This is a genomic window from Pseudomonas sp. JL3, from assembly GCF_031570575.1.
Lineage (GTDB): Bacteria > Pseudomonadota > Gammaproteobacteria > Pseudomonadales > Pseudomonadaceae > Aquipseudomonas > Aquipseudomonas cucumis.
This window is the reverse complement of sequence record NZ_JAKWJK010000008.1, coordinates 57,816-70,167: the sequence shown is the minus strand read 5'-3', so window position 1 is coordinate 70,167 and position 12,352 is coordinate 57,816. Positions and strand designations below refer to the sequence as shown.

Here is a 12,352-nt window from a genome sequence, read left to right as displayed (position 1 = left end):
GACAGCAAAAGGCTTATTGAATGATCAGGTTGTTGAACAACAGATCCTCAACCACCGGCTTGCCGGTTTCGTCGCTCATCACTTGCTGAGTCTGCTTCAAGGCTTCCTGACGCAGTTTTTCCTTGGCTTCGACGTTGTTCATGGCTTCGGTAGTCTGTTGCGCAAACAACGCCACCAGCTGATTACGGATCAATGGCTCATTGGCCTTCACCGCTTTGGTCGCCTCTTCGCCGGTCACCCGCAACGCCACATCGGCCTTGTAGACCTTGAGCTTCGGCGTACCGTCCAGCCCATAGTTGCCCACGAATGGCGGGCTCAGGGTGATGTAGTTGACCTTCGGGGCTTCACCTTCTTTGGCTTCTTCGGCCATCGCTGCCACAGGCAGAGACAGGGCCAGCAACAACATGATCCACGCTTTCACAATTCGCTCCTTATCCGGTTTGCGGCCAAGCATAACGACCCGCCGCTCAAGCACAAGCTTATGGCTGACTATCAGGGTCGGGCATGCTCGTTGACCCAATGACTCACACACCTACACTTATCGGCCATCACTCCCAAAGGAATAGCCCTGATGAAAGCCGTGCTGTGCAAAGCCTTCGGCCCTACCGAATCGCTGGTGCTGGAAGACGTCGCCAGTCCTGTCGCGAAGAAGAATGAAATCCTGCTGGACGTGCACGCGGCTGGGGTGAATTTCCCGGACACGTTGATCATCGAGGGCAAATACCAGTTCAAACCGCCCTTCCCGTTTTCGCCGGGGGGCGAAGCGGCTGGCGTAGTCAGCGCGGTGGGTGAAAAGGTCAGCCACCTCAAGGTCGGTGACCGGGTCATGGCCCTGACGGGCTGGGGCAGCTTTGCCGAGCAGGTCGCGGTGCCGGGTTATAACGTGCTGCCGATCCCGTCATCGATGGACTTCAACACCGCCGCCGCCTTCAGCATGACTTATGGCACTTCGATGCACGCCCTCAAGCAACGGGGCAACCTGCAACCGGGTGAAACCTTGCTGGTACTCGGCGCTTCCGGCGGCGTCGGCCTCGCTGCCGTGGAAATCGGCAAAGCCATGGGCGCCCGGGTGATCGCCGCCGCCAGCAGCGCGGAAAAACTCGCGGTGGCCAAGGCCGCTGGCGCCGATGAGTTGATCAACTACAGCGAAACCAGCCTCAAGGACGAAATCAAACGCCTGACCGACGGCCAGGGCGCCGACGTGATCTACGATCCGGTGGGTGGCGACCTGTTCGACCAGGCCATCCGCGCCATCGCCTGGAACGGCCGTCTATTGGTGGTTGGTTTCGCCAGTGGACGTATCCCCGAACTGCCGGTGAACCTGGCGCTGCTCAAAGGTGCTGCGGTGATCGGCGTGTTCTGGGGCTCTTTCGCCCAACGCCAGCCACAGGACAACGCGGCGAACTTCCAGCAACTGTTTGGCTGGTTTGCCGAGGGCAAGTTGAAACCGTTGGTGTCGCAAGTGTATCCGCTGAGCAATGCGGCGCAGGCCATCAATGATCTTGGCCAGCGCAAGGCGGTCGGGAAAGTGGTGGTTCAGGTTCGCTGATTGTTTACCTGACCTGCTTGACCTGAACCGGGTCGCAGCCTTGCGATCCGGTTCTACTATCCCCATACCGCCCTGCTTTTATACCTGAGCGACATGTTCATAAAAGAACATGCGATCTCCAACATTTCCGCTGTTTGGCCGATGCGAACCGGTGCTATTTTCGGTAACGAAACTGTAACATTCGCATCCGCAGTCAAAACAAGAAATCTGGAGCTCTTGAATGTTTGCTTTCTTTCGTCCTGCCGCACATCAGGCTCCATTGCCTGAAAAAAAAATAGACAGCACCTACCGACGCCTTCGCTGGCAGATCTTCGCCGGGATTTTCATTGGCTATGCGGGTTACTACCTGCTGCGCAAGAACTTCTCCCTGGCCATGCCGTACCTGATCGACGAGGGTTACACCCGTGGTCAACTGGGCCTGGCAATGTCGGCGATTGCGATTTCCTACGGCCTGTCGAAGTTCCTCATGGGCCTGGTGTCCGACCGCTCCAACCCGCGCTACTTCCTGCCGTTTGGCCTGTTGGTGTCGGCCGGCGTGATGTTCGTTTTCGGCTTCGCGCCTTGGGCAACGTCCAGCGTGACCATGATGTTCATCCTGCTGTTCATCAATGGCTGGGCCCAGGGCATGGGCTGGCCGCCGAGTGGCCGAACCATGGTGCACTGGTGGTCGCAGAAGGAGCGCGGTGGCGTGGTGTCTGTGTGGAACGTGGCACATAACGTCGGCGGCGGCCTGATCGGCCCACTGTTCTTGCTCGGCATGGGTCTGTTCAACGACTGGCACGCCGCGTTTTACGTACCGGCAGCGGTGGCTCTGGCCGTGGCGGTGTTTGCCTTCATGACCATGCGCGACACGCCACAGTCGGTGGGCCTGCCGCCGATCGAGAAGTACAAGAACGACTACCCGGAAGGTTACGACGCTAGCCACGAAGAGGAATTCAGCGCCAAGGAAATCTTCGTCAAGTACGTGCTGCGCAACAAAATGCTCTGGTACATCGCCATGGCCAACGTCTTCGTCTACCTGCTGCGTTATGGCGTGCTGGACTGGGCACCGACCTACCTCAAGGAAGCCAAAGGCTTCACCGTGGATAAAACCTCGTGGGCGTATTTCTTCTACGAGTGGGCGGGGATCCCGGGCACGCTGCTGTGCGGCTGGATGTCGGACAAGATCTTCCGTGGCAACCGTGGCCTGACCGGCATGGTGTTCATGGCGTTGGTGACCGTGGCGACATTGGTTTACTGGCTTAACCCGGCCGGCAACCCGACCGTCGACATGATCGCGCTCGTCTCGATCGGCTTCCTGATCTACGGCCCGGTAATGCTGATCGGTCTGCAAGCGCTGGAACTGGCGCCGAAGAAAGCCGCCGGAACTGCAGCAGGCTTCACGGGGTTGTTCGGTTATCTGGGTGGTTCAGTCGCGGCCAGTGCAGCGATGGGCTACACCGTGGACCACTTCGGCTGGGACGGCGGTTTCGTCTTGCTTATCGGCGCATGCCTGCTGGCGATGGCCTTCCTTGCGCCAACGCTGTGGCACAAGCAAGTCGCCAGTCAGAGCCGCGAAGCGATCGCCTGATCGACCTTTGATTTGCAGCGCTTGAGCCGCGCCTCCAGATTCCGGTCTGGCATGGCGTGGCTACGCAGGGCGTGCGCGGTCTGCTCGACATACTCGCGAGTGGTGCCATAACGTCCGCAAGCGCTTTCGAACACCTGGCTCAGCACATGATCCGGCAAGTTGCCGGCATAGCTGGGCAGGTGCCGCTCCAATACAAATCCCAATGCCTGAACCTGGCTTCCGTCTTCGAGACGGCAGTTGAGCCAGTGTGGGCGATAGGACGGAAATGGCATTTCACGCTGCCAGAGTGCATAAAGCGAAGCTTCGAGTTGTTCTTCGGGCAAGCGATAGGCAAACCCGCTGCATGAACCGCCGCGATCCAGGCCAAACACCAGCCCAGGCACTTCAGGTGTACCGCGATGTTCGTGGGACCACAGGTACAAACCGCGATGGTAGCCATGCACGCGACCGCGCACTCGCTCAACCGCCGCACATTCAGGGCGCCAGATCAGCGAACCATAAGCGAACAGCCAGACCGGCCCACCCTTGTGGCGCGCCATGGTCGACTGCATCGAGCTGAGCAATTGTTCGTGCGTAAGCTGCGGCCCCAGATCAAGCCGCGGAGGGTAAGCCAGATTCAAAAAAGCAGATTCAATGGCGCTCATGGCGAATAGCGTTCAGCTCCCCGCGGTTAAAGAATTACTTAATAGAACGCACCGTTTTAACAATAAGGCACATATGGTTTAAGGCAATTTAAGTGCCATGGCGGAGTTCTAAAACTTATGCCGGGACGAGATATAACCTACCGGCATTTATATTATTTTATAAATACCGATCGGCTATATATGGAGTTATAACGATTTAGATCGCGGATCAAGATCGGGGCGCGTAAGCGAAAACATCCGCGCGCATTTGATGGGCATCCATCCCTGCTTCGACCAACGCATCCAGCGTGCCATAGACCATCGCCGGAGAGCCGCTGGCGTAGACGTGCAGGGCTTTCAGATCAGGAAAATCTTCACACACCGCCTCATGCAACATGCCGCAGCGCCCTCCCCAGCCGCATTGATCGCTGACGACTTTATGCAGGAACAGATTGGGCAGTTTTTCCCATTCATCCCAATGCTCGATGTCATAAAAGTCTTCGGGACGGCGCACGCCCCAATACAGATGCACCGGATACTTGAAGCCCGAGGCCCGGCAATGTTCGATCAGGCTGTGGATCTGGCCCATGCCGGTACCGGCAGCAATCAGTACCAGTGGACCGTCCGGCAGTTCCGCCAGATGGGTATCGCCGAACGGCATCTCAATGCGCACCATCGAGTTGCGCTGAAGCTGTTCGATCAGGCTCAGCGCACTGCTTTCGCGCGCTAGCACGTGAATTTCCAGATCGCGGCCGGAGTGCGGTGCAGAGGCCAGGGAGAAGGCGGATTTCTCGCCGCTCTCACGCTCGATCATCAGATACTGGCCGGCGTGATAGCGCGGCGGCTTACCCGCCGGCGCACGCAGACGCACGCGCCAGGTATCGCCGCCGACGTCCCTGCATTCAATGACCTGACACGACACGCTGCGCACCGGCAATTCTCCCAGCGCGAGCACGCCATCCCACAGCACAATGCAGTCTTCCAGCGGCTCTGCAATGCAAGTGTAGAACTCGCCGTGGTCGCGCACATCGCCGGCCTGTTCGACCCGCCCTTCCACCAGCAACGCGCCACACACATGGCAATTACCGTTGCGACAGCTTTGCGGGCATTCATAGCCCAGGCGCCGCGCGCCATCGAGAATTCGCTCGCCGGGCAGAATATCCAGCACTGCTCCGGAGGGCTGCAAGGTTACACGCATCAATCTATTCCTAACTGATTCCAGATAGCATCGATCCGTTGGGTAACGGCTTCATCCTTGACGATGACCCGGCCCCACTCGCGAGTGGTTTCGCCCGGCCATTTATGCGTGGCATCGAGTCCCATCTTCGAACCCAGGCCGGAGACCGGCGAGGCGAAGTCCAGGTAGTCGATCGGCGTGTTGTCGATCATCACCGTATCGCGCTTGGGGTCCATGCGCGTGGTGATGGCCCAGATCACGTCGTTCCAGTCCCGTGCGTTGATATCGTCGTCGGTGACGATAACGAACTTGGTGTACATGAACTGTCGCAAAAACGACCAGACACCGAGCATTACCCGCTTGGCATGGCCGGGATACGACTTCTTCATGGTCACGATGGCCATGCGGTACGAACAGCCTTCGGGCGGCAGGTAAAAGTCGGTGATCTCCGGAAACTGCTTTTGCAGGATCGGCACGAACACTTCGTTCAACGCCACACCGAGAATCGCCGGCTCATCCGGCGGACGGCCGGTGTAGGTGCTGTGGTAGATCGGTTTGATCCGGTGGGTGATGCGCTCGACGGTGAACACCGGGAAGCTGTCGACTTCGTTGTAGTAGCCGGTGTGGTCGCCATACGGGCCTTCGTCGGCCATTTCGCCCGGATAGATCACGCCTTCGAGGATGATCTCGGCGGTGGCCGGCACTTGCAGGTCATTGCCGCGGCACTTCACCAGTTCGGTGCGATTGCCGCGCAACAGACCGGCGAAAGCGTATTCGGAGAGGCTGTCCGGCACCGGCGTCACGGCACCAAGAATGGTGGCCGGGTCAGCGCCCAGGGCCACTGAGACCGGGAACGGCTGGCCGGGGTGTTTCTCGCACCATTCACGATAGTCCAGCGCGCCGCCACGGTGGCTCAACCAGCGCATGATCACCTTGTTGCGGCCGATCACTTGCTGACGGTAGATGCCGAGGTTCTGGCGATCCTTGTTCGGACCTTTGGTGACGGTCAGGCCCCACGTGATCAGTGGACCGACGTCGCCCGGCCAGCAGGTCTGTACCGGCAACATCGCCAGATCGACATCGTCGCCCTCGATGACCACTTCCTGGCACACCGCGTCTTTGACGACTTTCGGCGCCATGGCAATGATCTTGCGGAAAATCGGCAGCTTGGACCAGGCGTCCTTCAGGCCCTTCGGTGGCTCGGGCTCCTTGAGGAACGCCAACAGCTTGCCGATTTCGCGCAACTCGCTGACCGCTTCTGCGCCCATACCCAGCGCCACGCGCTCGGGGGTGCCGAACAGGTTGCCGAGTACTGGAATGTCATAACCGGTAGGGTTTTCGAAAAGCAGCGCCGGGCCCTTGGCGCGCAAAGTGCGATCGCAGACCTCGGTCATTTCGAGCACTGGGGACACTGGAACCTGGATGCGCTTGAGTTCGCCGCGCTTTTCCAGGCCGCTGATAAAGTCGCGCAAGTCGCGATACTGCATGCGTGAGCCTCGTGTTGGCCGTGGCGTTCGGGGCAGGCAGTTTAGCGCCGAACCCCTCTATTCAGAACCACGAACTGCCAGTTCATCAAAAATCAGATAGCAAAAAGCCGGGTTTCCCCGGCCTTTGCTGACTTTCTGCGATTTACTTGCGTTTCATCGACAGGAAGAACTCGTCGTTGGTCTTGGTCTGTTTCAGCTTGTCGACCAGGAACTCGATGGCAGAGACTTCGTCCATCGGGTGCAGCAGCTTGCGCAGGATCCACATACGCTGCAGTTCGTCGTCGGCCGTCAGCAACTCTTCGCGGCGAGTACCGGAACGGTTGATGTTGATGGCCGGGAACACACGCTTTTCGGCGATCTTGCGATCCAGAGGCAGTTCCATGTTGCCGGTGCCTTTGAATTCTTCGTAGATCACTTCGTCCATCTTCGAACCGGTTTCAACCAGCGCGGTAGCGATGATGGTCAGCGAGCCGCCTTCTTCGATGTTCCGTGCCGCGCCGAAGAAACGTTTCGGTTTCTCCAGGGCGTGGGCATCGACACCACCGGTCAGTACCTTGCCGGAGCTCGGGATCACGGTGTTGTAGGCACGCGCCAGACGGGTGATGGAATCGAGCAGGATCACCACGTCCTTCTTGTGTTCGACCAGGCGCTTGGCCTTCTCGATCACCATTTCGGCAACCTGCACGTGGCGGGTTGGCGGCTCGTCGAACGTCGAGGCAACCACTTCGCCGCGCACGGTGCGCTGCATTTCGGTCACTTCTTCCGGGCGTTCGTCGATCAGCAATACGATCAGATGAACTTCAGGATTGTTACGAGCAATGTTTGCCGCGATGTTCTGCAGCATGATCGTTTTACCGGCTTTCGGCGGTGCAACGATCAGGCCGCGCTGGCCTTTGCCGATCGGGGCGCACAGGTCGATGACACGACCGGTCAAGTCTTCGGTGGAACCGTTGCCGGCTTCCATCTTCATGCGCACGGTCGGGAACAGCGGGGTCAGGTTCTCGAAGAGAATCTTGTTTTTCGCGTTCTCGGGACGATCGTAGTTGATCGTGTCGACCTTGAGCAGCGCGAAATAACGCTCGCCTTCCTTTGGAGGGCGGATCTTGCCAACGATGGTGTCACCGGTGCGCAAGTTGAAGCGGCGGATCTGGCTCGGCGAGACGTAGATATCGTCTGGGCCGGCGAGATAGGAAGCGTCAGCGGAGCGCAGGAAGCCGAAGCCGTCCTGGAGAATCTCCAGCACGCCATCACCGGAGATTTCCTCGCCGCTTTTAGCGTGCTTTTTGAGCAGGGAGAAAATCACGTCCTGCTTGCGCGAACGGGCCATATTTTCTATGCCCATCTGTTCGGCCAATTCGAGCAGTTCGGTAATCGGCTTTTGCTTGAGTTCAGTCAGATTCATATAGGAATGACGTAATCATTTATGGAGGGGGGAAATTAAGCTTTTGGCTTAATGAGGCCGCGCCGCAGAGAAGGCGACAGGATCGCGTACTTATTCGAAAAGGAGTGCGTCGGCGACGGCTAGCAGGGGGCAGTGGAGAAACCAGTGCGGGGCCGAATGTACCACCTGAGTTTCGGAGCGTCTAGCCCTCAATAACGAAAAGGCCCCGCATTATGCGGGGCCTTTTCATGACGCTTTATAACAACGCTTAGATGTTGGCGTCGAGGAAAGCAGCCAGTTGCGACTTCGACAGCGCGCCGACCTTGGTGGCTTCGACGTTGCCGTTCTTGAACAGCATCAGCGTCGGGATGCCACGTACGCCGTGCTTGGCCGGGGTTTCCTGGTTTTCGTCGATGTTCAGCTTGGCAACGGTCAGCTTGCCTTTGTAGGTCTCAGCGATTTCGTCCAGAACAGGAGCGATCATTTTGCAAGGGCCGCACCACTCAGCCCAGTAGTCGACCAGTACAGCGCCTTCGGCCTTGAGTACGTCGGCCTCGAAGCTAGCGTCGCTAACGTGTTTGATAAGATCGCTGCTCATGGAAGTCTCCAGGTTGTAAGCAAAAAAACGTGGCCCATCATAGCTGCCCTTCCCTCGTTCAGGAAGGTGCAGATGATTGAGTCTCGCTATGGTGGCCCATGAGTTTGGGTATAGCTCAAGTCATGGGGTGGCGGGAGCGACGAAAGCGATTCCGGTACGCAGTGCAGCGTTGCGCACATGCTCCTGCATGGCCTTCTGCGCGGCGCCAGAGGCCCGACGAGCCAGCGCACGGAGGATTTTACGGTGTTCCTGCCAGGTTTCCATGGCCCGTTCGGCCCGGATGAACGGTAGCTTCTGGCTCTCCAGGAAGATGTCGGCGCTGGCCGTCAGAATGCTCAGCATCGCCTGATTGCCGCTGGCCAGGAGGATGCGCCGGTGAAACTCGAAATCCAGTCGTGCCGCTGCATCGAAGTCGGCGGCACGCAGTTCGTTGCGCATGGCGGCGACATTGTCTTCCAGGGCATCGAGCTCATCGGTGCTCAGGGTCACGGCCGCCAGCCCAGCGGCAAAACCTTCCAGCGCGTAGCGCAACTGGAAGATGTCCAGCGGCGATGCCTGGGCCGCGAACGGCCAGCCCGGCATCGCATCGCCCTGGGGCAGATCAACCGGTGACTGCACGAACACGCCCTTGCCCGGCTGGATACTGATCACGCCCAGCGCACTCAGGGACGATAACGCCTCACGCAACGACGCCCGACTGACCCCCAACTGCACCGCCAGGTCCCGTTGCGAGGGCAAGGCATCCCCCGCCCCGAAACCTTGCTCGGAGATCAGTTTGCGGATGGCTTGCAGCGCCACTTCGGGTACGGCGCGAGAGATAGAATTCATGTTTTTTTCAGACGAGCCAGGCCAATGAGCGGCTAGTTGTAAAGCTATTCGCGACGTCCGGCAAGTCGTGCCCCATGGGGGTTCGGGAATTTTCACGGGTGCGCCATCAGGGTGCGAAATGACTCCTGACTGTTCAGACCAGTAAGACCGAGCGACGCCAGCAAAACCGTGGCCTGCGCCCCCCGAAACCGAATCTTGGCATGGCCCGTGCTCTGTCGATCCGCAGAAATCACTTCCCGCCGATCCGGAGATTTGCCATGACCATGCGTTACAGCTCCCTCCTCGCAGCCCTGTTTGCCAGCCTGATGCTGAGCCAGACGCCCGCCCACGCCGACGGTCTGGAGGATGTGGTCAAACGCGGCACCCTCAAAGTCGCCGTGCCCCAGGACTTCCCGCCCTTCGGTTCGGTCGGCCCGGACATGAAACCTCGGGGCCTGGACATCGATACCGCCAAACTGCTGGCCGACCAACTCAAGGTCAAACTCGAACTGACCCCGGTCAACAGCACCAACCGCATCCCGTTCCTGACCACCGGCAAGGTCGACCTGGTGATTTCCAGCCTCGGCAAGAACCCCGAGCGCGAGAAAGTCATCGACTTTTCCCGTGCCTACGCGCCGTTCTACCTCGCCGTGTTCGGTCCGCCAGACGCCGCCATCAAGGGCCTGGACGATCTCAAGGGCAAAACCATCAGCGTCACCCGCGGTGCTATCGAAGACATCGAGCTGACCAAAGTTGCCCCCGAAGGCGCGACCATCAAACGCTTCGAAGACAACAACTCGACCATCGCCGCCTACCTCGCCGGCCAAGTCGACCTGATCGCCAGCGGTAACGTGGTGATGGTGGCGATCAGCGAAAAAAACCCGAAACGCGTGCCCGCCCTGAAAGTGAAACTCAAGGATTCGCCGGTTTACGTCGGCGTGAACAAGAATGAGCCAGCGCTGCTGGGCAAGGTCAACGACATCCTCACCACGGCCAAGGCTGACGGTGCACTGGAAAAGAATTCGCAAACCTGGCTGAAAGAGCCGCTGCCGGCCGATCTCTGATCGATCGCGCGGGAGACGATTTATGGCTTATCAGTTCGATTTCTTGCCGGTGGTGGAAAACACCGACCTGCTGCTGCGTGGTGCGCTGTTCACCCTTGAGCTGACAGCCATCGGCGCAGTGCTCGGGGTCGGCCTGGGTATCGTCGGCGCGTTGGTGCGGGCGTGGAACATCCGCCCGTTCGCCGGCATTTTCGGGGTCTACGTCGAGTTGATTCGCAACACGCCATTCCTGGTGCAGTTGTTTTTCATCTTCTTCGGCTTGCCGTCGCTGGGCCTGCAGATTTCCGAATGGCAGGCGGCGGTGCTGGCGATGGTGATCAACCTTGGTGCCTATTCGACCGAAATCATCCGCGCCGGCATTCAAGCGATCCCCCGCGGGCAGCTGGAAGCCGCAGCCGCCTTGGCGATGACGCGCTTCGAAGCCTTCCGCCACGTGGTTCTGCTGCCGGCGCTGGGCAAGGTCTGGCCGGCCCTGAGCAGCCAGATCATCATCGTGATGCTCGGCTCGGCGGTCTGCTCGCAGATCGCCACCGAAGAGCTGAGTTTCGCCGCCAACTTCATTCAATCGCGCAACTTCCGCGCCTTTGAAACCTATGCCCTGACCACACTGATCTACCTGTGCATGGCGCTGCTGATCCGCCAATTGCTGAACTGGATCGGCCGGCGCTACATAGCAAGGAGCAGCAGCCAATGAGCGATTTCACCTTCTGGGACATCCTGCGCAACCTGCTCACGGGCCTGCAATGGACCTTGGCATTGTCGTTGGTGGCGTTTATCGGCGGCGGGCTGATCGGTTTGCTGATCATGGTGATGCGGATTTCAAAAAAATCCCTGCCCAGCCACTTCGCCCGTACCTACATCGAACTGTTCCAGGGCACGCCGCTGTTGATGCAGCTGTTTCTGGTGTTCTTCGGTGTGGCGTTGGCCGGTGTGGAGATTTCACCGTGGATGGCGGCGGCGATTGCCCTGACGCTGTTCACCAGCGCCTACCTGGCGGAGATCTGGCGCGGTTGCGTCGATTCGATCCCCAACGGCCAGTGGGAAGCCTCGTCGAGCCTGGCGCTCAATCCGCTGGAGCAACTGCGTTACGTGATCCTGCCGCAAGCCCTGCGCATCGCCGTAGCGCCAACCGTGGGCTTCTCGGTGCAAGTGGTCAAAGGCACCGCCGTCACCTCGATCATCGGCTTTACCGAACTGACCAAAACCGGCGGCATGCTCGCCAACGCGACCTTCGAACCGTTCATGGTCTACGGCCTCGTGGCCCTCGGTTACTTCCTGCTCTGCTACCCCTTGTCCCTCAGTGCGCGCTACCTGGAAAGGAGACTGCATGCCTCTGCTTAGAATTTCCGCCCTGCATAAATATTACGGCGACCACCATGTGCTCAAAGGCATCGACCTGAGTGTCGACGAAGGCCAGGTGGTGGCGATCATCGGCCGCAGCGGCTCGGGCAAATCCACCTTGTTGCGCACCCTCAATGGTCTGGAATCGATCAATGATGGCGTGATCGAAGTCGACGGCGAATACCTCGACGCCGCCCGTGCCGACCTGCGCAGCCTGCGGCAGAAAGTCGGGATGGTGTTCCAGCAGTTCAACCTGTTCCCGCACCTGACCGTGGGCGAAAACGTCATGCTCGCGCCGCAAGTGGTGCAGAAAGTGCCGAAAGCCAAAGCCGCCGAACTGGCGCGGCAGATGCTGGAACGGGTCGGGCTGGGGGAGAAATTTGATGCGTTCCCGGATCGACTGTCTGGCGGCCAGCAACAGCGGGTGGCGATTGCTCGCGCGTTGGCCATGTCGCCGAAAGTGCTGCTGTGCGACGAGATCACCTCGGCCCTGGACCCGGAACTGGTCAACGAAGTGCTGAGCGTGGTCCGGCAACTGGCCAAGGAAGGCATGACGCTGATCATGGTCACCCATGAAATGCGCTTTGCCCGGGAGGTGGGGGACAAACTGGTCTTCATGCACCACGGCAAGGTGCATGAGGTGGGGGATCCGAAGATTCTGTTTGCCAACCCGCAGACGGCGGAGCTGGCGAATTTCATCGGAACGGTGGAAGCGGCAGGCTGAAGGATAATTTAGTGCCTTTGAGGCCGCCTTC

13 protein-coding genes are annotated in these 12,352 nt (G+C 59.3%); 6 read left to right on the top strand and 7 right to left on the bottom strand.

The genetic code is table 11. The features are described 5' to 3' along the window. Window positions 1-13: 13 nt before the first annotated feature. A complete protein-coding gene (locus MMG91_RS15770; RefSeq protein ID WP_305447355.1) occupies window positions 14-421 on the bottom strand; it encodes a flagellar basal body-associated protein FliL in 408 nt (135 codons plus the stop codon). A gap of 150 nt (window positions 422-571) precedes the next feature. Between MMG91_RS15770 and MMG91_RS15765 the strand changes: the two genes are divergently transcribed. Both MMG91_RS15765 and glpT read left to right on the top strand, forming a co-directional pair. Next, complete coding sequence (locus tag MMG91_RS15765) at window positions 572-1,549, top strand: NADPH:quinone oxidoreductase family protein (protein WP_310660102.1); 978 nt, start codon at window positions 572-574, stop codon at window positions 1,547-1,549. 220 nt (window positions 1,550-1,769) lie between these two features. Continuing rightward, window positions 1,770-3,119, top strand: coding sequence for a glycerol-3-phosphate transporter (glpT, locus tag MMG91_RS15760; RefSeq protein WP_310660101.1), 1,350 nt, complete (start codon window positions 1,770-1,772; stop codon window positions 3,117-3,119). On the opposite strand, the gene MMG91_RS15755 is transcribed toward glpT, so the two are convergent. From MMG91_RS15755 to MMG91_RS15730, 6 genes are all read right to left on the bottom strand, one after another. Next, on the bottom strand, window positions 3,095-3,763 hold the full coding sequence (locus MMG91_RS15755; protein ID WP_310660100.1) for a gamma-glutamylcyclotransferase: 669 nt from the start codon (window positions 3,761-3,763) through the stop codon (window positions 3,095-3,097). The genes glpT and MMG91_RS15755 overlap by 25 nt on opposite strands. 208 nt (window positions 3,764-3,971) lie before the next feature. Continuing rightward, on the bottom strand, window positions 3,972-4,940 hold the full coding sequence (locus MMG91_RS15750) for a CDP-6-deoxy-delta-3,4-glucoseen reductase (RefSeq protein WP_310660099.1): 969 nt from the start codon (window positions 4,938-4,940) through the stop codon (window positions 3,972-3,974). Further along, window positions 4,940-6,406, bottom strand: a complete 1,467-nt coding sequence (gene ubiD, locus MMG91_RS15745; protein ID WP_305503757.1) for a 4-hydroxy-3-polyprenylbenzoate decarboxylase — start codon at window positions 6,404-6,406, stop codon at window positions 4,940-4,942. Before ubiD ends, MMG91_RS15750 begins: the two co-directional genes overlap by 1 nt. A gap of 142 nt (window positions 6,407-6,548) precedes the next feature. Continuing rightward, window positions 6,549-7,808, bottom strand: a complete 1,260-nt coding sequence (rho, locus tag MMG91_RS15740; RefSeq protein ID WP_007899384.1) for a transcription termination factor Rho — start codon at window positions 7,806-7,808, stop codon at window positions 6,549-6,551. A 247-nt stretch (window positions 7,809-8,055) separates the two neighbouring features. After that, on the bottom strand, window positions 8,056-8,385 hold the full coding sequence (gene trxA / locus MMG91_RS15735) for a thioredoxin TrxA (protein ID WP_003206727.1): 330 nt from the start codon (window positions 8,383-8,385) through the stop codon (window positions 8,056-8,058). Window positions 8,386-8,505: 120 nt separating this feature from the next. Continuing rightward, a complete protein-coding gene (locus MMG91_RS15730; protein WP_310660098.1) occupies window positions 8,506-9,213 on the bottom strand; it encodes an FCD domain-containing protein in 708 nt (235 codons plus the stop codon). Between the two features lie 257 nt (window positions 9,214-9,470). Between MMG91_RS15730 and MMG91_RS15725 the strand changes: the two genes are divergently transcribed. From MMG91_RS15725 to MMG91_RS15710, 4 genes are read left to right on the top strand one after another with little or no spacing between them, the layout of a single operon-like run. Beyond that, window positions 9,471-10,256: a transporter substrate-binding domain-containing protein gene (locus tag MMG91_RS15725; protein ID WP_310660097.1), complete on the top strand. Its 786-nt coding sequence runs from the start codon at window positions 9,471-9,473 to the stop codon at window positions 10,254-10,256. A 22-nt stretch (window positions 10,257-10,278) separates the two neighbouring features. Beyond that, entirely contained in the window at window positions 10,279-10,950 is a 672-nt protein-coding gene (locus MMG91_RS15720; RefSeq protein WP_008076077.1) for an amino acid ABC transporter permease, read from the top strand. Continuing rightward, window positions 10,947-11,597, top strand: a complete 651-nt coding sequence (locus MMG91_RS15715; protein ID WP_007899375.1) for an amino acid ABC transporter permease — start codon at window positions 10,947-10,949, stop codon at window positions 11,595-11,597. The genes MMG91_RS15720 and MMG91_RS15715 overlap by 4 nt, the downstream gene beginning before the upstream one ends. After that, complete coding sequence (locus MMG91_RS15710) at window positions 11,584-12,321, top strand: amino acid ABC transporter ATP-binding protein (protein WP_223490520.1); 738 nt, start codon at window positions 11,584-11,586, stop codon at window positions 12,319-12,321. The genes MMG91_RS15715 and MMG91_RS15710 overlap by 14 nt, the downstream gene beginning before the upstream one ends. The last annotated feature ends 31 nt before the right edge of the window (window positions 12,322-12,352 follow it).